General features: G+C 72.4%; 23 protein-coding genes. 13 read left to right on the forward strand and 10 right to left on the reverse strand.

Annotated elements, in window-relative coordinates; translation table 11 throughout:
• Nucleotides 1–12: 12 nt before the first annotated feature.
• Together RQG84_RS04885 and RQG84_RS04890 are read right to left on the reverse strand one after the other, a co-directional pair.
• Complete coding sequence (locus RQG84_RS04885; protein ID WP_311209102.1) at nucleotides 13–630, reverse strand: class F sortase; 618 nt, start codon at nucleotides 628–630, stop codon at nucleotides 13–15.
• The gene (locus RQG84_RS04890; protein WP_311209103.1) at nucleotides 617–1,666 is read right to left on the reverse strand and encodes a hypothetical protein; all 1,050 of its coding nucleotides are present in this window, start codon (nucleotides 1,664–1,666) and stop codon (nucleotides 617–619) included. The genes RQG84_RS04885 and RQG84_RS04890 overlap by 14 nt, the downstream gene beginning before the upstream one ends.
• A gap of 131 nt (nucleotides 1,667–1,797) precedes the next feature.
• On the opposite strand from RQG84_RS04890, the gene RQG84_RS04895 reads away from it, so the two are divergent.
• Nucleotides 1,798–2,181 (forward strand): hypothetical protein, encoded by a 384-nt coding sequence (locus RQG84_RS04895; RefSeq protein ID WP_311209104.1) that lies wholly within the window; start codon nucleotides 1,798–1,800, stop codon nucleotides 2,179–2,181.
• 18 nt (nucleotides 2,182–2,199) lie between these two features.
• On the opposite strand, the gene RQG84_RS04900 is transcribed toward RQG84_RS04895, so the two are convergent.
• Nucleotides 2,200–2,604, reverse strand: coding sequence for a VOC family protein (locus tag RQG84_RS04900; RefSeq protein ID WP_311209105.1), 405 nt, complete (start codon nucleotides 2,602–2,604; stop codon nucleotides 2,200–2,202).
• Nucleotides 2,605–2,655: 51 nt separating this feature from the next.
• The gene (locus RQG84_RS04905; protein WP_311209106.1) at nucleotides 2,656–4,470 is read right to left on the reverse strand and encodes a DUF3352 domain-containing protein; all 1,815 of its coding nucleotides are present in this window, start codon (nucleotides 4,468–4,470) and stop codon (nucleotides 2,656–2,658) included.
• 171 nt (nucleotides 4,471–4,641) lie between these two features.
• Between RQG84_RS04905 and RQG84_RS04910 the strand changes: the two genes are divergently transcribed.
• From RQG84_RS04910 to RQG84_RS04945, 8 genes are all read left to right on the forward strand, one after another.
• A complete protein-coding gene (locus tag RQG84_RS04910) occupies nucleotides 4,642–5,238 on the forward strand; it encodes a TetR family transcriptional regulator (protein WP_311209107.1) in 597 nt (198 codons plus the stop codon).
• Between the two features lies 1 nt (nucleotide 5,239).
• A complete protein-coding gene (locus RQG84_RS04915; protein WP_311209108.1) occupies nucleotides 5,240–6,070 on the forward strand; it encodes a TIGR03084 family metal-binding protein in 831 nt (276 codons plus the stop codon).
• Nucleotides 6,067–7,833, forward strand: coding sequence for an acyclic terpene utilization AtuA family protein (locus RQG84_RS04920; protein WP_311209109.1), 1,767 nt, complete (start codon nucleotides 6,067–6,069; stop codon nucleotides 7,831–7,833). The genes RQG84_RS04915 and RQG84_RS04920 overlap by 4 nt, the downstream gene beginning before the upstream one ends.
• Nucleotides 7,830–8,984: an acyl-CoA dehydrogenase family protein gene (locus RQG84_RS04925; protein WP_311209110.1), complete on the forward strand. Its 1,155-nt coding sequence runs from the start codon at nucleotides 7,830–7,832 to the stop codon at nucleotides 8,982–8,984. Before RQG84_RS04920 ends, RQG84_RS04925 begins: the two co-directional genes overlap by 4 nt.
• 163 nt (nucleotides 8,985–9,147) lie before the next feature.
• Nucleotides 9,148–10,737, forward strand: coding sequence for an acyl-CoA carboxylase subunit beta (locus tag RQG84_RS04930; protein WP_396135231.1), 1,590 nt, complete (start codon nucleotides 9,148–9,150; stop codon nucleotides 10,735–10,737).
• 109 nt (nucleotides 10,738–10,846) lie between these two features.
• Nucleotides 10,847–12,814, forward strand: coding sequence for a biotin carboxylase N-terminal domain-containing protein (locus RQG84_RS04935; protein WP_311209111.1), 1,968 nt, complete (start codon nucleotides 10,847–10,849; stop codon nucleotides 12,812–12,814).
• Nucleotides 12,811–13,974 carry an acyl-CoA dehydrogenase family protein gene (locus tag RQG84_RS04940; protein ID WP_055962600.1) on the forward strand — a complete coding sequence of 388 codons (1,164 nt, stop codon included), beginning with the start codon at nucleotides 12,811–12,813 and terminating at the stop codon, nucleotides 13,972–13,974. The genes RQG84_RS04935 and RQG84_RS04940 overlap by 4 nt, the downstream gene beginning before the upstream one ends.
• Before the next feature lie 186 nt (nucleotides 13,975–14,160).
• On the forward strand, nucleotides 14,161–14,910 hold the full coding sequence (locus RQG84_RS04945) for an enoyl-CoA hydratase-related protein (RefSeq protein WP_311209112.1): 750 nt from the start codon (nucleotides 14,161–14,163) through the stop codon (nucleotides 14,908–14,910).
• A gap of 74 nt (nucleotides 14,911–14,984) precedes the next feature.
• Here RQG84_RS04945 and RQG84_RS04950 read toward each other — a convergent pair whose 3' ends face one another.
• Nucleotides 14,985–15,713 carry a carboxypeptidase-like regulatory domain-containing protein gene (locus RQG84_RS04950; protein ID WP_311209113.1) on the reverse strand — a complete coding sequence of 243 codons (729 nt, stop codon included), beginning with the start codon at nucleotides 15,711–15,713 and terminating at the stop codon, nucleotides 14,985–14,987.
• Between the two features lie 170 nt (nucleotides 15,714–15,883).
• On the opposite strand from RQG84_RS04950, the gene RQG84_RS04955 reads away from it, so the two are divergent.
• From RQG84_RS04955 to RQG84_RS04965, 3 genes are all read left to right on the forward strand, one after another.
• Nucleotides 15,884–17,989: an AAA family ATPase gene (locus tag RQG84_RS04955; RefSeq protein WP_311209114.1), complete on the forward strand. Its 2,106-nt coding sequence runs from the start codon at nucleotides 15,884–15,886 to the stop codon at nucleotides 17,987–17,989.
• Nucleotides 17,990–18,103: 114 nt separating this feature from the next.
• On the forward strand, nucleotides 18,104–19,711 hold the full coding sequence (locus tag RQG84_RS04960; RefSeq protein WP_311209115.1) for a metallophosphoesterase: 1,608 nt from the start codon (nucleotides 18,104–18,106) through the stop codon (nucleotides 19,709–19,711).
• Between the two features lie 33 nt (nucleotides 19,712–19,744).
• Complete coding sequence (locus RQG84_RS04965; protein ID WP_311209116.1) at nucleotides 19,745–20,692, forward strand: aminoglycoside phosphotransferase family protein; 948 nt, start codon at nucleotides 19,745–19,747, stop codon at nucleotides 20,690–20,692.
• Nucleotides 20,693–20,801: 109 nt separating this feature from the next.
• Here RQG84_RS04965 and RQG84_RS04970 read toward each other — a convergent pair whose 3' ends face one another.
• The 3 genes from RQG84_RS04970 to RQG84_RS04980 are packed head-to-tail and all read right to left on the reverse strand — an operon-like array spanning nucleotide 20,802 to nucleotide 22,599.
• Complete coding sequence (locus RQG84_RS04970) at nucleotides 20,802–22,007, reverse strand: ArgE/DapE family deacylase (RefSeq protein WP_311209117.1); 1,206 nt, start codon at nucleotides 22,005–22,007, stop codon at nucleotides 20,802–20,804.
• 17 nt (nucleotides 22,008–22,024) lie between these two features.
• The gene (locus RQG84_RS04975) at nucleotides 22,025–22,399 is read right to left on the reverse strand and encodes a type II toxin-antitoxin system death-on-curing family toxin (RefSeq protein WP_311209118.1); all 375 of its coding nucleotides are present in this window, start codon (nucleotides 22,397–22,399) and stop codon (nucleotides 22,025–22,027) included.
• A complete protein-coding gene (locus RQG84_RS04980) occupies nucleotides 22,396–22,599 on the reverse strand; it encodes a CopG family transcriptional regulator (RefSeq protein ID WP_311209119.1) in 204 nt (67 codons plus the stop codon). Before RQG84_RS04980 ends, RQG84_RS04975 begins: the two co-directional genes overlap by 4 nt.
• Nucleotides 22,600–22,821: 222 nt before the next feature.
• Here RQG84_RS04980 and RQG84_RS04985 point away from each other — a divergent pair, with 222 nt between their 5' ends.
• Nucleotides 22,822–24,762: an anthranilate synthase family protein gene (locus RQG84_RS04985; RefSeq protein ID WP_311209120.1), complete on the forward strand. Its 1,941-nt coding sequence runs from the start codon at nucleotides 22,822–22,824 to the stop codon at nucleotides 24,760–24,762.
• Nucleotides 24,763–24,790: 28 nt separating this feature from the next.
• Here the strand turns inward: RQG84_RS04985 and RQG84_RS04990 are convergent, their stop codons facing one another.
• Together RQG84_RS04990 and RQG84_RS04995 are read right to left on the reverse strand one after the other, a co-directional pair.
• Complete coding sequence (locus RQG84_RS04990) at nucleotides 24,791–25,003, reverse strand: DUF2945 domain-containing protein (protein WP_257728518.1); 213 nt, start codon at nucleotides 25,001–25,003, stop codon at nucleotides 24,791–24,793.
• Between the two features lie 18 nt (nucleotides 25,004–25,021).
• Entirely contained in the window at nucleotides 25,022–25,939 is a 918-nt protein-coding gene (locus RQG84_RS04995; RefSeq protein ID WP_257728517.1) for a DMT family transporter, read from the reverse strand.
• Nucleotides 25,940–25,974: the final 35 nt, after the last annotated feature.

Raw genomic sequence — 25,974 nt, forward strand, 5'->3', positions numbered from 1 at the left:
GCCGCCGGTTCGTCAGGAGCGGTCGGGGGTCGCCCAGGCGATGACGGTGGTCGTGAACGCGCTGCCGTCGAAGTCGCCGCACGTCATGATCGCCAGCAGTCGGGGTCCGCTGCGGGCGTAGACCCTCGACGCCACGCGCGCGAAGTCCTCGACCGGAACGGTCTCCACCCGCCGAACCACGAAGTCGGCCCGCTCGCCGTCCGCTCCGTCCACACCCACGCGGTCGCCCGGCTCCAGCTCACCGAGCCGGTCGAAGACCGCGCCACCGGACGACGAGGTGTGCCCGACGATCGCGGCACTGCCCGGACCACCGACCCGGCTGCCGTCGCGCCACCAGCCCGTGACGTCGAGGGCCTCGGGCACCTCCTGCGACCCGTCCGCGGAGCGGCCGAGGTCGACGACGGACGCCGCGACGTCGATCGCGTCGATCTCGATCCGGTCGGGGACGAACCCGGTGGAGGAGTCGTCGAGGGAGCGGGGACTCGCCGAGGCCGTGGCGGTGGCCGACGCCGCCGGACGTGGCCCGGGGTCGGTGCTGCCGTCGCGCAGGACGACCCAGCCGACGACCGCCGCCGCACTCAGGGCGAGCGCGACGGCGGCGACGACCAGGCGACGATCAGGACGCGGCACGCCTGCGCACGGCTCCTGCGGCCAGACCGCCGGCGATGACCAGTCCGGCGAGGAGCCAGGGCGCGCCGCCCGAACCCGTCGTGACGCCGGCGGCGCTCACGCCGGCGGCGGGCGCGTTGACCGGGACCGGCCAACGCGGTCCGGATCCGTCGCTGTCACCCGCAGCCGCCTCGCCGCCGCAACCGTCCTGGGAGACCTCGAGCGGGATGATCTGGAAGCCGGTGTCGTCGTCCTCCACGTCCTCGACCCCGACGACGATGAGGGACTCCCGCTGCGTGCGCACCGTGCGAGACTGGCCGGCTGCGAGCGTGAACACGTCGTCGGCGTCCTCGGCCCGGGGGTCGCCGTACAGGACCGTGACGGTGGCGTCGGAGACGTTCTCGACCTCGAAGCTGCACTGACCGCCGGTCGCCTCGAGCAGAGCCGGGCGGAGGCACTCCTCGGAGAAGGGGACCTCGAACGAGGTGGGCGCACCCGGGGCCACGACGACGCCGTCGCCGGGGACCGCGACGATCTCGATCTCGAACAGGCCGTCGGCCGTCAGCTCCGAGACGGTGTACGTCCCGGACTCGATCTCCTCGGTGTCGTCGGGGTCGCCGTCGTAGACCAGCTCGTAGGTGAAGTCGTCGGACTCCGGGACGGTCACGAGGCAGCTCGCGACGACGACCGGCGGGGGCGTCGATCCCTCGGGCTCGTCGTCCTCGGCCGTGACGGTGATGGTCTGCGTGGCCGGGACGTCGTCACCGTCGTTCGCCGTCAGGGTGAAGGTGAAGGTCTGGCCGGCCGCGGGGCCGGGGAAGGCCGTCGTTCCGGAGGGGTCGAGCTCACCGTCCCAGTCGCCGGAGGCCGTGACGGTCAGCGCTTCGTCGCCCGTCGCCGCCCAGGCGATGGTGAGGTCGTCGTCGGGCTCGACGTCGACCGAGCCCGTGGAGCCGTTGACGGTGAAGGTCGTGATCGCGGCCGCGGCGCTCGCGGGGGCGGCGAGCCCGACCAGCAGCAGCGGAAGGGCGAGGAGGGACAGGAGGAGTCGGCGCACGGTCGGCTCTTTCGCTCGTGAGGGATGTCGATGCTCATCTGACCACCTGTGGCCCGTGCTTGGAGGCATGTTCAGGTTTTTTCATCGAGATGATGGACCAAGGTCATCTCCGCGCCTGGGAAGATGCCCTGGTGATCCGACGTCCACGCTGGCTCCAAGCGGCGATCATGCTGCTGCCGCTCGTGTCGCTGGCGCGCGGCATCGACCTGGTGAGCCTCGTGGTGCTGCTGGCCATCGCGGCCTGGCTCGGGAGCCGCCGGCAGGCGTCGTGGACCGACGCGGTGGGTCGTGCGATCGACCTCTCCCTCGCGGGTCTGGTGGTGGTGGCGCTGGTCGTCCTGACGATCAACGTGCTGCCGCGCGACCTGCACGAGGCCGTCACGGTGACGTTGACCGGCGCGTGGGCCGCGACGGTGGTGGTGTGCGCGGGTCTTGCCCTCACCACGGTGGACCGACCGCGCTGGACCCCGCTCCTGCACCGCGTGACGGTGCTGCGGGACCGACCGGGCGCCTAGGGCACACGTCGACGGAGCTCAGTCGACGTCGCGCGCCGCGTTCTCCGCCTCGGAGCGCAGGATGCAGAACTCGTTGCCCTCCGGGTCGGCCAGCACCACCCAGCCCGTCCCGGGGCCGTACTTCCCCCGCAGGTCGGCGACCTGGGTCGCGCCGATCGAGACCAGCCGGTTCACCTCGTCGGCCTGCGTCCCCGAGCGCGGTCGCAGGTCGAGGTGGATCCGGTTCTTCACGGCCTTGGCCTCGGGCACCTCGATGAACAGCAGATGGTGGCCCGATTCCGGGTCGAGGATCATGCACTCCTCGTGGCCGGGCTCGTTGGGGTCGCCCTCGACGTCGACGTAGCCGAGGACCTGCTTCCAGAACTCGCTCAGCGCGTAGGCGTCGGCGCAGTCGACGGAGGTGTGGGAGACGAACGACGTCATGTCGTCAGCCTCGCCGCACCCCCGTCTCCTGTCCAGCCGTGCGTGCCGGTGCTACTTCTTCTCGGTGAACGCGACGGCGAGCGAGAAGCCGCGGTACCCGTCGTCGGGGCGCGTGCCGCTGATGCCGACGGCCTCGATGTTGCGCAGGCCCGTGAACACCTCGTCCTCGGCCAGGTCGGGCTCGGCGTTCTCGACGGTGTCGAGGATGGTGCTCACGTCGACGAACAGGCCGCCGCCCTTCGCGTCCTCGTCGATGACCGAGGAGAACCGGTCGGAGTCGCCGAGGCCACCGTCCTTCACGAGCGACTCGGCGACCTTGGGCGACGTGGCCAGCGAGACCGCGTCGTCGCCGTCGGCCGTGGCGATCTCGACGCCGGCCAGCTTCTGGACGGTCGCCACGAGGCGCCCGGCCAGGTCGGAGGCCTTCGCCTCGTCGCCCTCCATGACCAGCCCGGTGCTCACCTCCGACGGGTCGGACGGACCCTGGGCGCTCGCGAGGGTCTCCAGACCCTCGGAGCCGACGTACACGGTGAACGCGTCACCGAGCAGCGTCACGAGGTCCTCGGGCAGCGTCACGTCGAGCGTCTGCTCGATCTCGGCCAGCGTGTCCTCGACGTCGGGGGCCTGCGAGCTTCCGAGGCCGCCGCCGGACGACTGCTGCTCGAGCTGGTCGAGGTACTCCTGCTGGTAGCCCTCGGGGTCGGCCGCGTAGGCGTCCGCGTCGAACTCCACCGGCGGCCCGACCGGACCAGCGGCGGCGCCGCCGGACAGGCCGGGCACGAAGCCGAGCGCCGGGCCGAGCTCGAGCAAGTCCTGCACGCCGCTCTTCAGCTCATCCCAGTTCTCCTCCACGGCCTTGCCGCCGCCGGGGACGGTCAGACCCACCACGGTGTCCTCGGGCAGGGCCCCCAGACCGCGGATCTCGGGGACCTCGCTCGGCTCGTCGCCCTGTCGGGCGACGGCGTCGAAGTGCAGCGAGGTGGACGACGCGCTCAGCGCGAACGCCACGCTGCTCACCTCGTCGGTGATCTGGTCGAGCTCGGCCGCGTCGCCGCCGAGCTCCTCGTCGATCCCGGCCTTCTTCGCGGCCTCGACGCCACTCTTCACGTCGACCCAGCCGGACATGACGCCCTGCTCGTCGAGCGCGTCCTGCGCGGCGGTGAACTGCTCGACGTCGGCGAGCGGCTTCTTCTCCGCGGCCTTCACGGCGGCGGTGGCGCTCTTCTGGGAGGGCGTGACGATCGCGTAGCCGTCGAGGAAGCCGATGCCGTACTCCTCGTCGTTGCAGGCGAAGAGCTTGGCGATGCCCTTCTTCGCGGCGTCCTCGTCGCTGACCTGCACCGCGATGCGGATGACCTCCTCCTCGTCCTCGAAGTTCGAGCCGATGCCGAGGCCGATGCGCTCACCGAGCCACGGCTCGACGTCGCGGTCGTAGTCGACGTCCTTGCAGTCGCCAAGCGCGTCCTCGAGCACCAGCTTGCGCAGGTCGTCGTCCTCGTCCTCGATGCCCAGCTCCTTCGACAGGTCCGGCACGCGCTTGGCCAGGCGGAAGAGGTCCACCTTCTGGCTGGCGGACGGGTCGAGGTCGAGCCGCACGTAGGCGACGGTGTCGGCGGGCAGCACGTCGTGGGGCTGGGCGCCGCCGCCGGAGAGCTGCGTGAAGGCGTAGGCGCCGCCACCGATCGCGGCCACGGCCAGGGCACCGGCGATGCCGAACCCGATCTTCTTGCCGGCGCCACCGGACCCGGCTGCCGCGCCCTCGGTCCCGGTCGCCGCGGGCTGCACGACGGTGGCGTCGGCGGCCCCGTCCGCAGGCGGTGTGGGCTGCGCCGTGGGTTGGGGGCTGGTGGGGGTGTCGTCGCTCATGGGGGGGGTCCTCCAGGGGGATGTGTGCCGTCGAAGGCTATCGACGGCGCACCGCCTGGGTCCTGGGCCCTTGGACCTGTTCCTGGGCGTGCGTCCCAGGACGGGGGACGAGACCGGGAGAACTAACAAACAGACTTGACTGTTTGTTGTGTCGCGGCGCAGGATGTGCTGGTGACCACGACCCGCACCCCGCAGGCCGAGCGGACTGCTGCCATGCGGCTTCGGCTCATGGAGGCCACGGTCGACTCGCTCGTGGAGCTCGGCTGGTCCGGCACCTCGACGACGGTCGTCTCGCAGCGCGCCGGGGTGAGCCGGGGTGCGCAGCTGCACCACTTCCCGAGCAAGCAGGCACTCGTGGTCGGCGCCGTGGAGCACCTCACCGAGCGCCGCCGGCACGCCATGGCCGACGCGGTGCGTGCCCTGCCCGACGTCGGCCGCACCCGGGCCGTGCTCGACGTGCTGGCCGAGCAGTTCACGTCGCCGGTGTTCTTCGCCGCGCTCGAGCTGTGGGTGGCCGCCCGCACCGACGCCGAGCTGCGCGGAGCCGTCGGCCCGTTGGAGCGTCGCGTCGGCCGCGAGACCCACGCCTACGCCGTCGACCTGCTCGGCGTCGACGAGGACCGCGGCAGCAACCGGGCCCTCGTCCAGGCCACGCTCGACCTGCTGCGCGGCCTCGGCCTCGCGGGCACCCTCACCGACGACAGCCGACGTCGAGCCGCCGTGCTCGACGCCTGGGCCGTCACCCTCGACGCCGGACTGGAGCGCTGACATGCCGCCGACCGAACCCGACGACCGGCTCGCCGCCGTCCTGACCGACCTCGCGGCCGAGAGCGACCAGCTCGACGGCTGGGTCGCCGACCTGCCGGTCCAGGAGTGGGGCGCCGTCACCACGCCCGAGGGATGGACGGTGGCGCACCAGGTGGGACACCTGGCCTGGACGGACCAGGCGTCGCTCTCGGCGCTCACCGACCCCGAGGCCTTCGGCGCGGGGATGAAGGCCGCGGCCGAGAACCCCAGCGGCTTCGTCGACGACGGCGCGAACAGCTGGGCCGCCAAGCCCGTCCCGACGCTGATCGACGAGTGGCGCGACGGTCGGCGCCGGCTTGCCGAGGCGCTGCGCGCCGTGCCCGCCGGCGAGAAGGTGCCGTGGTTCGGCCCGCCCATGAGCCCCACGTCGATGGCCACGGCTCGCGTGATGGAGACGTGGGCCCACGCGCACGACGTGGCCGAGGCGCTCGGCGTCGACGTCCCGCGCACCGACCGCGTGCGTCACGTGTGCCACATCGGCGTGCGCACCCGCGGCTTCGCCCACCTGATGCGGGGCGAGGAGCTGCCGACGTCGGACGTGCGGGTGGAGCTCGTCGCGCCCGGCGGCGACACGTGGACCTGGGGTCCCGAGGACGCCGAGCAGCGGGTGACCGGCGACGCGTGGGACTTCGCGCTGCTCGCCACTCGTCGTCGGCACCGCGACGACGTGGACGTGCGCGCCGAGGGCGCGGACGCCGACCACTGGCTCGACATCGTGCAGGCGTTCGCCGGGCTGCCCGGCAACGACCCCCGACCCCTGGCCGAGCGGGGCACCGACGGCGGGGACGCATGACCCTCGACCGGCCGGCCCGGATCGGCAACTGCTCCGGCTACTACGGCGACCGGCTGTCGGCCTTCCGCGAGATGCTCGAGGGAGGCGACCTGGACTACCTCACCGGCGACTACCTGGCCGAGCTGACCATGCTGATCCTCGGCAAGGACCAGATGAAGGACCCGTCCACCGGGTATGCCAAGACCTTCGTGCGCCAGCTCGAGGACGGACTCGCGCTCGCGCTCGAGAAGGGTGTCAAGGTCGTCACGAACGCCGGCGGGCTCAACCCCGCCGGGCTCGCCGACCGGATCCGCGAGATCGCGACGGCCCAGGGCCTCGAGGTGCGGGTGGCCCACGTGGAGGGCGACGACCTCAAGGCCCGCGGGGCCGAGCTGGACCTGCCCGGTGACGCGCTCACCGTCAACGCCTACCTCGGGGCGTTCGGCATCGCCGCCGCGCTCGAGGCCGGCGCCGACGTCGTGGTCACCGGTCGCGTCACCGACGCCTCGGTGGTGATGGGCCCGGCGATCCACGCCCACGGGTGGGGTCGCGACGACCTCGACGCCCTCGCGGGCGCGCTCGTGGCGGGTCACGTCATCGAGTGCGGCACGCAGGCCACGGGCGGCAACTTCAGCGGGTTCCGCAGCCTCGACACGTCCGCGCCACTCGGCTTCCCGATCGCGGAGGTCGCCGCCGACGGCAGCAGCGTCGTCACCAAGCACGCCGGGGTCGAGGGGCGGGGGGCCGAGGGGCGGGAGGTGGGTGGCGCGGTCACCGTCGACACCGTCACCGCCCAGCTGGTCTACGAGATCCAGGGTCCGGCGTACCTCAACCCCGACGTCGTCGCGCACCTCGACACCGTGGAGCTGACGCAGGACGGCCCCGACCGCGTGCGCATCGCGGGCGTGCGCGGCACGCCTCCGCCGGCCACCACCAAGGTCTGCCTCAACCTGATCGGTGGCTTCCGCAACAGCGTGGAGCTGCTGCTCACCGGGCTCGACATCGAGGCGAAGGCCGCCTGGGTGCGCCGCCAGGTCACCGACGCGCTGCAGTCCGACCCGCCCGACGAGCTGGTGTGGACGCTCGACCGCACCGACGTCTTCGACCCGCCCACGCAGGCCGCCGCCACCTCGTTGCTGCGCTGCGTGGCCAAGAGCGCCCGGCCCGAGCCGGTGGGTCGCACGTTCAGCGACGCGTTCGTGAACGTGGCCCTGGCGTCGTACCCCGGCTTCACCCTGACCGCCCCGCCCGGCCGCGGCGCGCCCTTCGGCGTCTACCGCCCGGCCTACGTGCCGCAGTCCGAGGTGCCTCACGTGGTCGTGCACCCCGACGGAAGGCGTGAGGAGATCGCCCCGCCGACCGGCACAGCAGATCCGGAGCAGGGCTCGTCCACCCGACCCGCGCCGGCACCCGACCTCGGCGACACCCGCGCCGTCCCGCTCGGCGAGCTCGTCCACGCACGCTCGGGCGACAAGGGTGGCGACGCGAACGTCGGGCTGTGGGTCCCGGCGGAGCACCCCCGACGTGACGACGCCGTGGCGTGGCTGCTCGGCGTCGTGAACCCCGGCTGGGTCCAGGCGATGCTGCCCGAGGCCGCCGACCTCGACGTCGACGTGCACCCGCTGCCGAACCTCGGCGGCGTGAACATCGTGATCCACGGGCTGCTGGGGGAGGGCGTGTCGTCGTCGACCCGGCTCGACCCCCAGGCGAAGGCCCTCGGTGAGTGGCTGCGCGCCCGCGTGACCGCCGTCCCCCTGACCCTCCTCGAAGGAGCCCGACCATGACGGACCTGTGGACGACCCCCGAGCGCCAGGCGCTGCGCACGGCCGTCGAGCAGTTCACCCAGCGCGAGATCGTGCCGCACTTGCCGCAGTGGGAGGACGACGGGCAGCTCCCGCGCGAGCTGCACGCCGCCACCGCGAAGGCCGGGTTCCTCGCGGTCGGCTACGCCGAGGAGGTCGGTGGCGCGGGCGGCGACTCGGTCGACGCGTGCGTCGTCACCGAGGCCATGCTGGCCGCAGGCGGCTCGACCGGTCTGCAGGCCAGCCTGTTCACCCACTCCATCGCGGTGCCGCACATCATCGACGCCGGTGACCCAGCGCTGATCGACGCCTACGTCCGGCCCACGCTGGCCGGCGAGAAGATCGGCTCGCTCGGGGTGACCGAGCCGAGCGGCGGGTCCGACGTCGCGAACATCCGCACCCGCGCCGTGCGCGACGGCGACCACTACGTCGTCAACGGCGCCAAGACGTTCATCACGTCGGGCGTCCGGGCCGACTTCGTGACCACCGCGGTCCGCACCGGTGGTGAGGGGCACGCCGGCATCTCGTTGCTCGTCATCGACAAGGACACGCCCGGCTTCACCGTGAGCAAGAGCCTGCGGAAGATGGGCTGGCACTGCTCCGACACCGCCGAGCTGGCCTTCGAGGACGTGCGCGTCCCCGTCGAGAACCTGGTCGGCGAGGAGAACGGCGGCTTCTACCTCGTCATGCAGCAGTTCGTGGGCGAGAGGCTCGGGCTGGCGGTGCAGGCGTACGGCACCGCCCAGCGCGCGCTGGACCTCGCCGTGGCGTACGCCCGCGAGCGCGACACGTTCGGCAAGCCGCTCATCGCCCGGCAGGTGATCCGCCACAAGCTCGTCGAGATGCACGCCCGCACCGCCGCCGCGCGCGCCCTCACCCGGCAGGCGCTCGAGCGCTCGCTCGAGACGCCGAAGACCGACCCGTCGCTCATCCTCGACGCCGTCACCGCCAAGAACGTCTCGGTGGCCGCCGTCGAGCACGTGGTGCACGAGGCCGTGCAGATCTTCGGCGGCATGGGCTACATGCGCGAGTCCGAGATCGACCGCCACTACCGCGACGCCCGCATCCTCGGCATCGGCGGCGGCGCCACCGAGGTCATGAAGGACCTGTCCGCGAAGCTCCTGGGCTACTGATGACCACCACCCCCGACCCCCGGACCAGCGATTCCCATCACCTGATGGGAATCGCGAGCTCACCTCGGTTCTCCCTCACTCACCCTGGCGTCCCCGCCATGGTGAGTGGGGGATTCCGCAGGGGAGTGGACCGCGTTGGACCGGCCGAGACGAAGGACGTGCTGTGAAGACCACGATCGATCCGACGACGGCGACGTTCGCCGACAACCACGCCCAGATGCTGGAGCGTGTCGCCGACCTGGGCGAGCAGCACGCCAAGGCGCTCGCCGGTGGCGGGGAGAAGTACGTCGAGCGCCACCACACCCGTGGCAAGCTCACCGCCCGCGAGCGGATCGAGCTGCTGCTCGACGCCGACACCCCGTTCCTGGAGCTGGGCGCGCTCGCCGGCTGGGGCACCGACTTCACCGTCGGCGGCTCGATCGTCACCGGCATCGGCGTCGTCGAGGGCGTCGAGTGCATGATCGTCGCCAACGACCCCACCGTGAAGGGCGGTTCGTCGAACCCGGTCACCGTCAAGAAGGGGTTCCGCGCGGCGCAGGTCGCCGAGGAGAACGGCCTCCCGACGATCAACCTGGTCGAGTCCGGCGGCGCCGACCTGCCGACGCAGAAGGACATCTTCATCCCCGGCGGCGCGAGCTTCCGCAACATCACCCGCGCCAGCGAGGACCGGCGGCCCACCGTGGCCCTCGTGTTCGGCAACTCGACCGCCGGTGGCGCCTACATCCCCGGGATGAGCGACTACGTGGTCATGGTCGACGGTGGAGCGAAGGTGTTCCTCGGCGGTCCGCCGCTGGTGAAGATGGCCACGGGCGAGGAGTCCGACGACGAGTCCCTCGGTGGCGCCTCGATGCACGCGAAGACCTCGGGCCTGGCCGACTACCTGGCCGTCGACGAGCACGACGCGATCCGCCTGGGTCGGCAGATCGTGCGCCGGCTCAACTGGCGCAAGAAGGGCGCCGCCCCCCGCACCGACTACGCCGAGCCCGTGCTCGACGCCGAGGAGCTGCTGGGCATCGTGCCGACCGACCTCAAGGTCCCGTTCGACCCGCGCGAGGTCATCGCCCGGCTCGTCGACGGAAGTGAGTTCGACGAGTTCAAGCCGCTGTACGGCTCGAGCCTGGTCACCGGGTACGCGCAGCTGCACGGCTACCCGATCGGCATCCTGGCCAACGCCCAGGGCGTGCTCTTCAGCGCCGAGGCGCAGAAGGCCGCGCAGTTCATCCAGCTGGCCAACCAGACCGACACGCCGCTGCTCTTCCTGCACAACACCACCGGGTACATGGTGGGCGCGGAGTACGAGCAGGGCGGCATCATCAAGCACGGCGCGCAGATGATCAACGCCGTCTCCAACTCCAAGGTCCCGCACCTGTCGGTCGTCATGGGTGCCTCGTACGGCGCCGGCCACTACGGCATGAGCGGCCGCGCCTACGACCCGCGGTTCATGTTCAGCTGGGTCGGTGCGAAGTCGGCCGTCATGGGTCCGGCGCAGCTGGCCGGCGTCATGGAGATCGTGGCCCGCCAGTCGGCCGAGTCCAAGGGCCAGGTGTTCGACGCCGAGGGCTTCCAGGGCGTGAAGGACTACGTCGAGCAGCAGATCGAGGAGCAGTCCCTCGCCTACTTCACGTCGGGCATGGGCTACGACGACGGCGTGATCGACCCCCGCGACACCCGCGCGATCCTCGGCATCTGCCTCTCCGCGATCCACACCGCACCCGTCGAGGGCGCCCGCGGCTACGGGGTGTTCAGGCTGTGACGCGCGCGGCTCGTCCCTCGCCGCTCCTGCGACTCCGTCGCAGCCGTGCTTCGCACGGGCGCGTGCCTCGCTGCGCTCGGCCCATGCTTGCTCTCGAAAGTGAGAACCGATGATTCGTTCAGTCCTCGTGGCCAACCGAGGGGAGATCGCGCGCCGGGTGTTCCGCACCTGCCGTGACCTCGGCATCCGCACCGTCGCCGTGCACTCCGACGCCGACGCCACCGCGCCGTTCGTGGCCGAGGCCGACGTGGCCGTGCCGCTCCGCGATCCATCGGCCTCCGCCGGGGCAGCCAACAGCCCGACGGAGACGTACCTGCGCGCCGACCTCGTGATCGACGCCGCGCGTCGGGCCGGTGCCGACGCGATCCACCCCGGCTACGGCTTCCTGTCCGAGAACGCCGACTTCGCGCGCGCCGTCGCCGAGGCCGGCCTGGTCTGGATCGGCCCCACGCCGGAGTCCATCGACGCGATGGGCAGCAAGATCCGCGCCAAGGAGATCATGGCCGAGGCGGGCGTGCCGATCCTCAGCATCGAGCCCGAGACCGCCCAGCCCGGCGACTTCCCGCTGCTGGTGAAGGCGTCGGCCGGCGGCGGTGGACGCGGCATGCGCGTGGTCGAGCGCGCCGAGGACCTCGAGGGCGAGCTGACGGCCGCCGCGGCCGAGGCGGCGTCGGCGTTCGGCGACGACACCGTGTTCGTCGAGCCGTACCTGCCGACGGCGCGCCACGTGGAGGTGCAGGTGCTGGCCGACACGCACGGCACCACCTGGATCCTCGGCGACCGCGACTGCTCGATCCAGCGTCGGCACCAGAAGGTCGTGGAGGAGGCGCCCGCGCCCAACCTCAGCGACGCCGTCCGCCGCACCCTGCACACCGCGGCTCGCAACGCCGCCGAGGCGGTGGGCTACGTCGGCGCCGGCACCGTGGAGTTCCTCGTGTCCGACGGCCACGCCGACGACGGACGCGTCTTCTTCCTGGAGATGAACACCCGCCTGCAGGTCGAGCACCCCGTCACCGAGGAGGTGTTCGGCATCGACCTCGTCGCGCTGCAGGTGTCGGTCGCCGAGGGTCACGCGCTGCCGGCCGACGAGCCGACCGGACCCACCGGCCACGCGATCGAGGTGCGCCTCTACGCCGAGGACGCCGGCGACGACTGGGCTCCCCAGACCGGCACGCTGCGCACCTTCGAGGTGCCGAGCGGGCCAGGTCTGCGCACCGACTCGGCGGTGGAGTCCGGCTCGGTCGTCACGCACTTCTACGACGCGATGATCGCCAAGGTGGTCGCCCACGGCGACGACCGCACCCAGGCGGTCCGACGTCTCGACGACGCCCTGCGCCGCACGCGCGTGCACGGCCTCACCACCAACGTGGGCCTGCTGCGCGGCGTCCTGGCCGACGAGGAGTTCGTCGCCGGCCGGGTGCACACCGCCCTGCTCGCCGAGCGGATCGGCGACTGGACGAAGCCCCTCCTCGACGACGCCGCGGTGCAGCGAGCAGCCCTCGCGGCCGCGCTCGCGCAGGCGCGCGCCGCGTCGACGTCCTCACCCGTGCTGGGCCGCATCCCCACCGCGTTCCGCAACGTGCCCAGCCAGCCGCGCACGCGACGGCTCCGAGTCGGCGAGGAGGAGGTCGTCGTCGAGTACCGCGCCGAGGGTGGGCGGCTCGTGAGCGACCTGGCCGACGTGGTCGAGGCCTCCCCGTCGCACGCGGTGCTCCTGGTCGGCGGCGTCACCGAGACGTACCGCGTGGCCGTGGCCGACGAGACGGTCGACGTGGACGGACCCGCCGGGTCGCTGTCGTTCGACGTCGTCCCCACGTTCGTCGACCCGGCCGACGTCGTCGCCGAAGGCTCTCTCCTCGCCCCGATGCCGGCCAGCGTCGTGCAGGTCGGCGTCGAGGCCGGCCAGCAGGTCACGAAGGGCGACGTCGTGGTCGTCCTCGAGGCCATGAAGATGCAGCACACCATCACCGCGCCCGTCGACGGCGTGGTGACCGAGCTCGCCGTCACGGCGGGCCAGCAGGTCGAGTCCGGTGCGGTCCTCGCCGTCATCGAAACCATCGAAGGGAACCTCCCATGAGCCAGTTCACCGAGACCCAGGAGCGCCAGGAGCTGCGCAAGGCCGTCGCGTCCCTGGGCGCCAAGTACGGCGAGAAGTACTTCCACGAGACCGCGGCGGAGGGACGCAAGACCACCGAGCTGTGGGCCGAGGCCGGAAGGAACGGCTACCTCGGCGTCTCGATCCCCGAGGAGTTCGGCGGTGGTGGCGGCGACATCGGCGACCTCGCGGCCGTGTGCGAGGAGCTGGCCACGGCCGGCTGCCCGCTGCTGCTCATGGTGGTCAGCCCGGCGATCGTCGGCACGACCATCGCGCAGTACGGCACGCAGGAGCAGAAGGAGCGCTGGCTGCCCGGTCTGGCCGACGGCACCGCCACGTACGCCTTCTCCATCACCGAGCCCGACGCCGGCTCCAACTCCCACAACATCGTCACGAACGCCCGGAAGGACGACGACGGCACGTGGGTGCTCAACGGCACCAAGACCTACATCTCCGGCGTCGACGAGGCCAGCCACCTGCTGGTCGTCGCGCGCTACTCCGACGCCCGCACCGGCAAGCTCAAGCCCGCGCTGTTCATGGTGCCCACGGACGCCGAGGGCTTCACGAAGCAGCAGATCGAGATGGGCGTCGTGAGCCCGGAGAAGCAGTTCACGCTGTTCTTCGACGACGTGCGTGTGCCCGCCGATGCCCTGGTCGGCGACGAGGACGCCGGTCTGGAGCAGCTCTTCGCGGGTCTCAACCCCGAGCGGATCATGGCGGCGTCGATGGCCACCGGCACGGCCCGCTGGGCGATCCGCAAGGCCGTGGCCTACGCCAAGGAGCGCGAGGTGTGGGGCAAGCCGATCGGCGCCCACCAGGCCATCAGCCACCCGCTCGCCCGCCTGCACATCGACGTCGAGATGGCGCGCCTGCTCACCCAGAAGGCTGCCGCGCTCTACGCCGCCGGCGACCTGATGGGTGCGGGCGAGGCCGCCAACATGGCGAAGGTGGCCGCCGGCGAGGCCGCGGCGAAGGCCGTCGACCAGGCCATCCAGACCCACGGCGGCAACGGCCTGGCGCTCGAGTACGGCCTCGTGCAGGCCGTCGCCTCGTCGCGGCTCAGCAACATCGCCCCCGTGTCCAAGGAGATGGCGCTCAACTTCGTGGCCCAGTTCTCCCTGGGCCTGCCCAAGTCCTACTGATCACTGCGATGGTGGTCTCGATACGCATCGACGCGCTCGCTGGCGCTCGCCGTCGCCGCTACTCGACCGACGGTGATCGCTGGTCGAGTAGTGCGGGGTGCGACGAAGGAGCCAGCCCGCACGTATCGAGACCCCGTCGAGCGAGGACCCGAACGTATCGAGACCACCGTCGACCGAGGAGACGTCATGAGTGAGCTGGTGCACCTGGAGGTGGCCGACGCGGTCGCCACCGTCACGCTCGACAGCGAGCACAACCGCAACGCGCTCAGCCGGCAGCTGGTCACCGAGCTGGCCGAGCGGCTCGAGCGCGCCGACGCCGATGCCGACGTGCGCGTGATCCTCGTCCGGTCCGCGCACCGCGTGTTCTGCTCGGGGGCCGACCTCTCGGAGGCGGCGAGCGGCGGCATGGAGGAGGGTGCGCGGGCCATCGTTGCGCTGCAGCGCCAGATCGCGACCGCCGGGACGCCGGTCGTGGTCGAGCTGGCCGGCCCGGTGCGGGCCGGGGGCCTCGGCATCGTGGGAGCAGCCGACGTGGTCGTCGCGGCGGAGTCGGTCACCTTCGCCCTCACGGAGGTCCGGCTGGCGCTGGCGCCCGCGGTCATCTCGCTCACGCTTCTCGAGCGCTTCTCCGACCGGGCCGCGGCCGAGCTGTTCCTCACCGGCCGCACCTTCGACGCCCAGGAGGCGCAGGCCGCCGGCCTGGTCACCCGGGCCGTGCCCGACGCCGACCTCGCCGACGCGGTCGGGTCGGTCCTGGCCGACCTGGTGCAGGGCTATCCGCAAGGGCTGCGCGAGACCAAGCGGCTGCTGAACCACGACCTCGTGGCCCGCATCGACGCGCTGGGTGCCGACGTGGCCGAGCAGTCCGCGCGCCTGTTCGGCAGCGACGAGGCGCGCGAGGCGATGACCGCCTTCCTGCAGCGCCGGAAGTCCTGAGGGACGCCTCGCGACCGAGCTCCGGCCGCGAGGCGCCGCGCGACCCCCCTACCGGGTCGTCCGTCCGTCCCGCCTCAGGGGTTGACCTCGGGCTGGTCGATCAGCTGCGGCTCGAGGGTCGTCGTCCGGCCCGCCCGGACGGTCACGAGCGTCACCGGCTGGCTGCACGTCTCGTTCTCGTCCCAGGCCACCTGGTCGTAGCAGAGACCCTGGAGCTGCCCGCGCGTGTCCCGCAGCTGGACCTTGTAACGACCCGGGGCGAGCCCCCCGAGCCGGTAGCGTCCGGCCGACGTGGCCAGCGTGGCGGCGAAGTTGACGTCGTCGTCGGAGATGGCCGTCGCCCGCACGAAGCGTGCCGACATGACGGGGCCGTCGCCGTCGCGGACGGAGACCGTCCCCTCGATGAAACCGGCCGACGCCAGCCGGACGTTGCGCGTGATGTCCTTCGTCACCGTGAGCCCGGAGAGGTAGGTCGTCTGGTGGTGACCGGTGCGGTCCTCGATCTCCATGAAGTACTTGATCGCGGGATCGGCCGGGACCTTGTTGAGCGTGTACCGCCCGGCCTCGTCGGTCCGACCCTTCGCGACCAGTCGGGGGCCGTCATCGATACCGACCTCCTTGAGGGTGAGGTCGATGCCCGGAAGCGGGTAGCCGTGCGTGTCGGTGACGGTTCCCTTGACCGTCACCGTGGCGGCGGCCTGCGCTGCACCGGTGGGCGCGACGAGCAGGGCCGCGAGGGCGAGCAGTGCGGCGACGAGGGCGATGTGGCGTCCTCGTCCGTGAGTGGAGCGTGCGTGGTCCATGGTGTCCTCCTGGTGGGTGTGGAGGCGGAGATGCGCGCAGCCGCCGGAAAGTTGTCCGTGGCCGCCGATCCGCCCGGATCGCGGTCGTGGTCCGGGTTGCGGGAATTCCTGGCCGCGCAGGTCGTTAGGATGGGGAGTTCGCAGAAAGACCCACGAGAGCCGAGGAAAGCGTGTCCTCCGAGCAGCAGGCCGCCGCCGAGATCGCGGCGGAGCAGGCGTACGTCGACGTCGTCTACGGGCGACTCGACGAGTCGACGAAGGTGGCCCAGTCGCTCGTCACCGAGGGCTTCGCGCGTGGCCACGTCGGCAACGAGGGCGGCCTCGTCGAGCGTGACGCGATGGTCTTCCAGGCCACGCGCCGGCTGACGGCGCTCAACGCCGCCCACGACGGACTGGTGTTCGGCCGGCTCGACCTGCTCGAGGGGGAGGCGCGCTACATCGGCCGCATCGGCGTGCGCGACGCCGACCGCGAGATCCTGCTCATCGACTGGCGCGCCCCTGCGGCGGCGCTGTTCTACCAGGCCACCGCGCAGGAGCCCTCCGGCGTCGTGCGTCGCCGGGTGCTTCGCAGCTCGGGCAAGACCGTGGTGGGGGTCGAGGACGACCTGCTCGACGGCGACAACGCCCCCGACGACATGGTCGTGGTGGGTGAGGGTGCTTTGCTGGCCAGCCTCTCGCGCGCCCGCGACAGCACCATGCACTCCGTGGTCGCGACCATCCAGAAGGAGCAGGACGAGGCCATCCGGGCGCCCAGCCGCGGCGCCACGATCATCGGCGGCGGCCCGGGCACCGGCAAGACCGTCGTGGCGCTGCACCGCGCCGCCTACCTGCTGTACACCGATCGTCGGCGCTTCGAGTCCGGCGGCGTGCTCGTCGTCGGACCCTCGTCGGTGTTCATGAACTACATCGAGCGGGTGCTGCCGAGCCTCGGCGAGACGGCCGTGACGCTGCGCTCGCTCGGCGAGGTCGTCGACGGGCTGCGGGCGCTGCAGCACGACGAGCCCAAGGCCGCCGCCGCAAAGGGGTCGTCGCGCATGCTGCCGGTGCTGCGCCGGCTCGCCACATCGCCCCAGCCGGGCGAGCCCACGTCGTTCCGCTACTTCTACAAGGACGACGTGCTCGTCCTCGACGCCAAGAAGCTGGCGAACATCCGGCGTGGGCTGCTGGCCAACCTGCCGCGCAACCGCGCCTACGCGAAGGCCCCGGCCGCCGTGGCGCGCGCCCTGTGGCAGCAGGTCGAGGGCGAGCGGGCGCTCGAGAAGGGCGAGGAGGGCTTCCTCGACACGCTCACGACCGACTACCGCTACGTCGACTTCGTGGAGGCCTGGTGGCCGCCCGTCGAGGCCGTCGAGCTGTGGCGCACCCTGCCCCGGCGGGTGCGCGAGCTGGCCAACGGGGCCTTCTCGGCCGAGGAGCTCGACGCCATGGTCGCGTCGTGGCAGGCGGGCGTGCCGGCCATCGAGGACGTGCCGCTCATCGACGAGCTGCGCTACCTCGTGGGCGAGGTCCCGCCGGAGGACGACGACGACCACGACGTCCCGCGCCAGCTGATGAGCTTCGAGCGACGTGAGCGCGAGGTCGAGAACGAGCTGCGCTCCACCACCAGCATCGACGACGACGGCTACGCCCACGTGCTCGTCGACGAGGCCCAGGACCTGTCGCCCTTGCAGTGGCGCATGCTCGGACGTCGCGGCCGGTACGCCAGCTGGACGATCGTCGGCGACCCCGCCCAGTCGTCGTGGCCGCACCCCGAGGAGGCGGCGGCGGCCCGGTCCACCGCGCTGGAGGGCAAGCCCGAGCACCGGTTCCGGCTGTCGACCAACTACCGCAACTCCGCGGAGATCTACGAGCTCGCAGCCGACGTGGCCCAGGTCGCGATCCCCGGTGCCGACCTCGCCGAGGCGGTGCGCAAGACGGGGGAGTCGCCGCGCCACGAGTGGGTGGCCGACGCAGCGCTGCTCGACGCGACCGCCGCGGAGGTCGCCACGATGCTCGAGCGGGTCGAGGGCACCGTGGCGGTCGTGGCCGCCCGCGCCGACCTGCCCCGTCTGCGGGAGCGGCTGGCCGGCGAGCTCGCCGCCCACGACCGGCTGCGGGTGCTCGACGGGCTCGACACCAAGGGCCTGGAGTTCGACGCCGTGGTGGTGGTCGAGCCCGACGCGATCGTCGCCGAGTCCGAGGCCGGCTGGCGCACCTTCTACGTCGTGCTGACCCGCGCCACCCAGCTGCTCACCACCGTCGGCACCACCCAGACCTGGCTCTCCCGCGTCTCCTGAGTCCCTCCGTTGTGGACACTTCCGGGGCGGTTCGGACCCTGAAAGTGCCCCGGAACTGTCCGAAACGGATGGCCGAGGCCCGTGGGACCGGCACGCCCCTCCTAGGGTGGTGCCGTGCGAAGGATCCTGGTCGGAGTGGCCCTGCTGGCGGTGGCCGTGCTGGCCGGTCTCCCCGTCGCGTCCTCGACGTTCGTGCACAGCGAGCGGCACCTCACGATCGGCGCGCACCAGGCGGTGGTCAGCCCGGCGTTCGACGGCCACGCGACCCTCGACTTCGGACCGCTGCTGCCGAAGGCCCGGGTCGACGTCGACGCACCCGTCGGACTCGGTGTCGACATCCGCCTGGGCGACTCCGACGCCGTCGGCCTGGAGGAGCTGCTGCAGCGCGACGCCGCGATCGCGGCGCAGCCCCAGGGTGAGATCCGCGAGGTCACGGCGGCCGTGACCGACATGGCTGCCGAGGCGGCGCTGCGGGGTGTCGGTGTCGGCGTGCTGGCCGTCACCGTGGTGGTGCTGGCGTGGCGGGCGGTCGGCGAGGACCGACGTCGCCGGATCCGCCGCGACGCCGTGCAGCCGTCGCGCGGCCAGGTTGCGGGTGCGGTCGCGACGTCGGTCGTGGTGGTCGGTTCCCTGGTGCTGGTGACTCTTCCCGAGCGCCAGGACGACGCTCCCGAGCAGACGTGGTCGAGCGTGCGCGAGGTCTTCCCCCAGCTGCCGGCCGACCCGGTGCTCGACCGGCTCGAGCTGGCGCAGGGCAGCGCCACGACGAGCAGCCGGGCCCTCGTGGAGGGTGCGCTCTACCTCTACCAGGACTCGGTCAGCTTCTACGGCGCGCTGGAGGAGCAGGCCCAGCAGGTGAGCGTGCGCCGGCCCGAGGAGGGCGAGAAGACGGCCCTGGTCGTCACCGACCGGCACGACAACATCGGCATGGACCCGGTCGCGCGGCGCATCGCCGACCAGGCGCAGGCGGAGCTCCTCATCGACCTCGGCGACGACACGTCGCAGGGCGGGGAGTGGGAGAACTTCAGCATCAACTCCCTCGCCCGCGAGTTCGACGGCTTCGACGTCGTGGCCGTCGGCGGCAACCACGACGCCGACCCCACGGTGGAGCAGATGCGCAAGAACGGCTTCACCGTGCTCGACGCCGAGCCCGTCGAGGTCGGCGGGGTGCGCTTCCTGGGCGAGACCGACCCGCGCGGCACGAAGATCACCGGCTACACCGAGGACGCGGCAACCCGCGACTCCGCGCTGTCGGACCAGGACACCGCCCTGCGCGACGTGGCGTGCGAGTCCGACGAACGAGGCGAGCGGGTGGGCGTGCTCGCGGTGCACTCGTGGGCGTCGGCGAAGGAGGTCGCCGGCAGCGGCTGCGTCGACCTCGTGCTCACCGGCCACCTGCACTACCAGGTGGGGCCGAAGGCGATCGCCGGTCCGGGCGGCGCCACGACCACGCGCCTCACCACCGGCTCGACCGGCGGCGCGGTGCTGCCGATCGCGCTGGGCAGCAGCCTGCGTCGCGACGCCCAGGTCACGATCGTCACCTTCGACGCCGACGGTGCGCCGGTGGGTCTGCAGGTCGTCACCTTCACGCCCGCGGGCGTGATCGACGTCGGCGACTACACGCCGCTGCCGCTCACGTCGGCCCCGACGCCGGCCGAGCCGGATCCCACGGAGGACCCGACCGCCGACGAGGAGGACCCGGAGGCGCCCGTCCAGCCGTGACCCGCGGTGGGCGCCGGGTGGTTGTCTGGTGGCGTGATCGCGCTCCCGCCGGACGTCCTGGCCTTCGCCGACCGCGGGCCGGAGTGGGCCGCGTTCGTGGAGGCCCTGCCCCGGACCGTCGAGACGCTGCTGGAGGAGTGGACGGTGCGGCGCGACGGCGAGGCGATGCACGGCGAGTGCGCGCTCGTTCTGCCGGTGCGCTCCGCCGACGGGGTCGAGGCCGTGCTCAAGGTCGGGTTCGTCGACGAGGAGACCCGGCACGAGCACCTGACGCTGTCGACGTGGGACGGCCGAGGTGCGGTGCGGATGCTCCGCGCCGACCCGGCCCGCGGGGCATTGCTGCTGGAGCGCGCCGGCCCCGCCGCACTGTCGTCGCTCCCGGTGCTGGACGCGTGCGAGGTGGTCGCCGGGCTGTACGCCACGCTGCACCGGCCGGCGCCGCGTCGGCTCGTCGCGCTGTCGTCGCTGGTCGCCCGCTGGACCGAGGAGCTCGCCGCGGCGGAGGCCACGGTCCCGGCGCCCCGACGTCTCGTGCAGCAGGCCGTCTCGCTCGGGCGTGACCTGGCGGCCGACCCGGACACGGACGGCGTGGCCGTGCACACGGATCTGCACGACGCGAACGTCCTCGCCTCGCGTCGTGGCGCGGCGGGTGAGGCGGACCCGCGTGAACCCTGGCTGGCGATCGACCCGAAGGGCATCAGCGGCGACCCGCACTACGAGCCGGCCCCGTTGCTGTGGAACCGCTGGGACGAGGTCCTGGCCGCTCGCGACGTCCGGTTCGCGGTCCGCCGCCGCTTCCACGCCGTGGTCGACGCCGCCGGACTCGACGAGGACCGGGCGCGCGACTGGGTGGTCGTCCGCATGATGCACAACGCGTTGTGGGCCGTGCAGGACGCCCAGCGTCTCGGCCGCCCGCTCACGACGGAGGACCGCGACTGGTCGACGACCTGCGTCACCGTGGCGAAGGCCGTCCAGGACTGACGAACCGTGCCGTCAGAGGTAGGTGACGCACCCCAAACCGGCCGGATCAGGTACGAGACCTACCGCTGGCCGCTCCGTTCGGAGCGTCACCTACCGCCCACCCCGCAGATCAGGAGCAGTGGCGCAGGAGCAGGTGCGCGTAGGCGCGGGCGCTGAGCACGACCTCGTCGATCGGCACGTACTCGTCGACGGCGTGGGCGTGCTCGATGTGACCGGGTCCGAACTGGACGGTGGGGATGCCGGCCGCGGCGTACTGGCGCAGGTCGGAGCCGTACGGGGCGCCCACAAACGGCGGCGCCTCGGCGCCGGCGGCCACCACGGCGTCTCGGACCGAGTCGCCGAACGGGTGGGCGTCGGGCAGCGAGCCGGCTGCGAACCGACCGCCGGGCCACGTGACCTGCGGCGGGTGCTCGCGCAGCCACGGGTCGTCCACGGAGGCGACGGCCGCCTCGAAGGTGGCCACGGCGTCGGCGAAGGACTCGCCGGGCATGACCCCGAACCGGCCCTCCGCGACGAGCAGGTCGGGCACGGTGCTGGCCCAGTCGCCGGCCTGCACGATGCCTACCGAGAGGGGCCACGGGCGGTCGGTGAACGGTGCCGGCGGGTCGACGTTGCGCTCGGCGTCGAGTCGACGCAGTGCCGCGTGAACGCGCTCGAAGAGGTCGACCGCGCTGACGCCGTGCCCGGCGCGCGACCCGTGCGTGGCCCGGCCGCGCAGCTCGATCCGGAACGTGAGCGACCCGGCGTTGGCCGAGACGATCTGACCCGCCGTCGGCTCGGCGATGAGGCAGGCCAGACCCGTGTGGCCCCGCCGCAGGGTGGCGAAGGTGCCGATGCCGCCGTCCTCCTCGCCGACGACCACGTGCACCGCGAACGGCTTGGTCAACCGGTCACCCACGGCGCGCACCGCCGCGAGGATGGCGACGACGCCACCCTTCATGTCGCACGTGCCGCGGCCGTACCAGCGGCCGTCGGCCTCCTGCAGGTACCAGGGGTCGTGGGCGGTCCACCAGTCCGGGTCGCCGGGCGGCACGACGTCGACGTGACCGTTGAGCACGAGGTTCGGGGCCCCTGGCCCCCCGCCGGTGCCGACGCAACCCCACGCCTCGTCGCGCTCGACCTCCTCGCCGGGGTAGTCGGGGTCGGCGCGCAGCGCGGCCAGGTCGATCGGCCACAGGTCGACGTCGAGGCCCAGGCCCTGCAGGGTCGCGGCGCACCAGCGCTGCACGGAGGCCTCGGACTCGCTGCCGCCCACGCTGGGGTAGCTGACGAGCTGCGCGAGGTCGCGGCGGATCAGGTCGACGTCGATGTCCACGTCGACAGGCTGGTCGTTCACAGTCCCTCCCGGAGAGCTCGAGCGATGTCCTCGACCTCGGTGAGCTCGCTGGTGGCGACGGCGATGACGAGGTCGTACGCCGCATTCTGGTCGTCGAGGGTGAGCGGCGCACCGTTGAGGGTCAGGAACGTGGAGGTGCAGGCGAAGGCCAGGCGCTTGTTGCCGTCGACGAGGGCATGGTTCGTGGCGAGCGACTGCAGCAGTGCGGCGGCCTTCTCGTCGAGGCTCGGATAGGCGTCGTCACCGAAGATCGAGGTGCGTGGCCGTGCGAGCGCCGACTCCACGAGACCGATGTCGCGCACCAGGGGAGTCTCGCCGATCACGGCTTCGGCGATCCTCAGCGCCTCTCGCAGCGTGAGGAAGCGGGTCACTCGCCGAGCCGCTTGATGGTGCTGGGGTAGCGGGCGAGCGTGTCGTCGAGGGCCGCCACGAAGTCGCGCTCGCGCTCGGTCTCCGAGAGCTGGCGTTCGATGGCCCTCGCCGCCGCCTCGTTCTTGCTGATCCCCTGGGCGTTCGCCAGCCGGGTGAGGGCTGCGTCCTGCTCGTCGGTGAGTCGCAACGTCATGGCCATGCTCCGATGGTATCTGCGTGGTATCAGTCCCTCAAGACGCTACGCTGCCCGGGTGACACCACGCCCCGCTCGTCCACAGGCCATGACCTGGTGGCGCCTCCGCTAGAGGAGGCCTGTCACGCGACCCCACGCCCAGACCCCTCAGCCGAGCGGTCTGGGCGTTCTCCGTCCCGGCCCCGGCCGAGGCGACCGCCCCTTCGACCAGCTCAGGAACCGGACACCATGACCCACCCGCTCGTCGGCGAGCTCCAGCAGCAGGCCGCGTTCGCGCTGATCCGTGTGCGCGACAGCGACACGGTGACCCTCCTCGGTGGCGCCTTCGAGGACGTCGAGGACCTGGCCGACGTGCCCCTGTCGGCCGGTGTCCCGGACCGGCCCGGCGGGGGTGCCGGGCCGGGGGCGGCTGGTGGCGGAGTCTGGGACCACCTGGTGCTGGTGCCGTTCCGACAGGCTCGCGAGCGCGGGTTCGCCGCGCACGACGACGGCACGCCCCTGCGCGTGGTGAGCGCCGACGTCCTCCACGAGGTCCCGCTGGCCGACCTGCTGCCGACGCTGCCCGACGGCGGCGTGCAGCTGGCCGACCGCGGCGGCTTCGAGACGTCCGACGCCGACTACGCCTCGATGGTGCGCCAGATCATCGACGACGAGATCGGGCGCGGCGAGGGTGCCAACCTGGTGATCGGGCGGCACTACCGGGCCAAGGTCGCCGACTGGGGCCACGACGCCGCGCTGGCCGTCTTCCGCCGCCTGCTCGAGCGCGAGCGCGGTGCGTTCTGGACCTTCTGCATCTTCACCGGCGACCGCTACCTCATCGGCGCGAGTCCCGAGCGGCACGTGAGCGTCGAGGCCGGCCAGGTGCGGATGAACCCGATCAGCGGCACGTTCCGCACCAAGGGGCTCACGACCCACGCCGAGAAGACGTCGGCCCTGCTGGAGTTCCTGCGCGACGAGAAGGAGATCTACGAGCTCTTCATGGTCGTCGACGAGGAGCTCAAGATGATGTGCGACATCTGCCACGAGGGGGGTCTCGTGCTGGGGCCGTACCTCAAGCCGATGAGCCACCTCGTGCACACCGAGTACCTGCTCGCCGGTCGCACCGACCGCGACGTGCGCGCCGTGCTGCGCGACTCGATGTTCGCCGCCACGGTCACGGGCAGCCCCGTGGAGAACGCCTGCCGGCTCATCGAGCAGTACGAGGCGCACGGCCGTGGCTACTACGCGTCGGTGGCCGCCCTGGTGGGCCGCGACGCCGACGGGCTGCAGCGCGCCGACGCGCCCATCCTCATCCGCACCGCCGACGTCGACCTCGAGGGCAACCTGAAGGTCACCGCGGGGGCCACGCTCGTGCGTGACTCCGACCCCGACTACGAGACCGCCGAGACGTGGGCCAAGGCCTCGGGCGTGCTGAGCGCCTTCGGCCTCGTCGACGCGCCGGCCCCCGCCACGGGTGGCGCGCCCGACACGTTCGACGCGTTCACCCGCGAGGACGACGTGCTCATCGCCCTCGGCGAGCGCAACGCCCGGCTCAGCCAGTTCTGGCTGTCGGACCAGTCCGGTGCCGCGCCCGAGCCGTCGCTGCAGGGACGCAGGGTCGTGGTGGTCGACGGCGAGGACGACTTCGTCAACATGCTGTCGCACGTGTTCGGCGTGCTGGGCATGAGCACCGACGTCGTGCGTCACGACGCCTACCGCGCCTGGGTCGAGGGCGGGCGTGCGCTCGACGAGTACGACCTCGTGGTCGTCGGTCCGGGCCCGGGCGACCCGCGCGACGTCGGCGACGCCAAGATCGCGGTCCTCGACGACGTGGTGGTCGACCTGCTCGCCTCGGAGCAGCCGTTCCTCGCGGTGTGCCTGGGCCACCAGGTGCTGAGCCGCAACCTCGGCCTCGACGTCGACTTCAAGGACATCGTCTTCCAGGGCACGCAGTCGCGCCTCGACGTGCTGGGCCGACCGGAGACGGTGGGCTTCTACAACACGTTCGTGGCCCGCGTCGGCGCGGCGGGCCTGCCCGCCGGCGTCTCCGTGGAGCGGGAAGAGGCGACCGGCGACATCCACCACGTGGCCGGTCCGCACTTCCACGGCATCCAGTTCCACGCCGAGTCGGTGCTGACCCAGCGAGGGTTCGCCATCCTGCGCGACCTGGTCCTCGACCTGCTCGGCTGAGCGGAGGGCCCGGCCGGGGGTCGCCCGGCTAGCTCTTCAGCTTGTTCAGCGCCGACGGCTCGTGGGCCGCCTTCGCGCCGGTCTTCTCGCTCTCGACGACGAGCTTCGGCTCGTCCTCGCTGGCCCGCCACTGGCGTCCGTCGAGCTGGAAGTCCTTGGTCTTGCGCTCCACGACCTTGCCCTGCGTGCGGCCCTGCGGGCTGTCCCAGCTGACCCGGTCGCCGACCTGAATGTTCGCCATGGGTCCAGCCTGTGGTGGTCAGGCGCGGGCCGCACCTCGGGGACGCACGCGCGTGACGGCCACGCCGGCCAGGCAGAGCGCACCACCCACGAACGCGAGGGGCGCGGGCACCTCGCCCAGGAGCGCCCACGAGATGAGCGTCGCGACGGCCGGCACGAGGTACGTCGTCGACGCGACCGAGCCGGCGCTGAGCCGGCGCAGCGCGTACGACCAGGTCGTGAAGCCGATGGCGGTGGGGAAGACCCCGAGGTAGACGAGCCACGCCACGTCACCGCTGGACGCCGACCCCAGCTGGTCCACGAGGCCCGGCGCGAACGGCAGGCAGACCACGGCGCCGATGGTGCACGCCATCCACACCGACATGGCCGGCGCGACGGTCCGCAGCGTCGGCTTCTGGGTCAGGGCGCCGACGGCGTAGAGCACCGCGGCGGCGACGCACAGCAGCACACCGGTGGCGCTGGCCGTCTCGACCGCCGTGTCGTGGCGCGTGCTGGTGGCGATGAGCACCACGCCGGCGAAGGCGATCGCCATGCCGACCACGAGCGGACGCGGGAAGCCCTCCTTGAGCACGATCCCGGCGAGCAGCGCGATGAGGATCGGCCCGATGTTCACGACGAGCGCGGCGGTGCCGGCGTCGAGGTAGGTCTCCCCGGCGTTGAGGGCCACGTTGTAGGCACCGAACCACAGCACGCCGTAGACGACGACCAGACCGAGGGTGCGCCCGCGCGGCAGGCGGTGACGCCACGGCCGGGCGATCACGACGAGCGCGAGCGCTCCCACGACCAGCCGACCGAGGCTCAACGGACCGGGCTCGAAGACGTCGGCCACGGCGCGGATGCCGACGAACGCCGACGCCCACAGCACCACGGTGACGGCGAGCGCGGCCACCGACCAGTCCCGCTCGGTCACGCGTTCGGTCACGGGGGAGACGGTCATGCGTCCACGCTAGGGCTGGCAGGACCTCGACGTCG

Source organism: Aeromicrobium sp. WCS2018Hpa-31, from assembly GCF_031843905.1.
Taxonomy (GTDB): Bacteria; Actinomycetota; Actinomycetes; order Propionibacteriales; family Nocardioidaceae; genus Aeromicrobium.

Excerpts from the sequence above, each read along its gene's own strand:
- RQG84_RS04900 (WP_311209105.1), bottom strand. The coding sequence starts at position 2,604 with ATGACGTCGTTCGTCTCCCACACCTCCGTCGACTGCGCCGACGCCTAC.
- RQG84_RS04905 (WP_311209106.1), bottom strand. The coding sequence starts at position 4,470 with ATGAGCGACGACACCCCCACCAGCCCCCAACCCACGGCGCAGCCCACA.
- RQG84_RS04915 (WP_311209108.1), top strand. The coding sequence starts at position 5,240 with ATGCCGCCGACCGAACCCGACGACCGGCTCGCCGCCGTCCTGACCGAC.
- RQG84_RS04920 (WP_311209109.1), top strand. The coding sequence starts at position 6,067 with ATGACCCTCGACCGGCCGGCCCGGATCGGCAACTGCTCCGGCTACTAC.
- RQG84_RS04925 (WP_311209110.1), top strand. The coding sequence starts at position 7,830 with ATGACGGACCTGTGGACGACCCCCGAGCGCCAGGCGCTGCGCACGGCC.
- RQG84_RS04935 (WP_311209111.1), top strand. The coding sequence starts at position 10,847 with ATGATTCGTTCAGTCCTCGTGGCCAACCGAGGGGAGATCGCGCGCCGG.
- RQG84_RS04940 (WP_055962600.1), top strand. The coding sequence starts at position 12,811 with ATGAGCCAGTTCACCGAGACCCAGGAGCGCCAGGAGCTGCGCAAGGCC.
- RQG84_RS04945 (WP_311209112.1), top strand. The coding sequence starts at position 14,161 with ATGAGTGAGCTGGTGCACCTGGAGGTGGCCGACGCGGTCGCCACCGTC.
- RQG84_RS04950 (WP_311209113.1), bottom strand. The coding sequence starts at position 15,713 with ATGGACCACGCACGCTCCACTCACGGACGAGGACGCCACATCGCCCTC.
- RQG84_RS04980 (WP_311209119.1), bottom strand. The coding sequence starts at position 22,599 with ATGGCCATGACGTTGCGACTCACCGACGAGCAGGACGCAGCCCTCACC.
- RQG84_RS04985 (WP_311209120.1), top strand. The coding sequence starts at position 22,822 with ATGACCCACCCGCTCGTCGGCGAGCTCCAGCAGCAGGCCGCGTTCGCG.
- RQG84_RS04990 (WP_257728518.1), bottom strand. The coding sequence starts at position 25,003 with ATGGCGAACATTCAGGTCGGCGACCGGGTCAGCTGGGACAGCCCGCAG.
- RQG84_RS04995 (WP_257728517.1), bottom strand. The coding sequence starts at position 25,939 with ATGACCGTCTCCCCCGTGACCGAACGCGTGACCGAGCGGGACTGGTCG.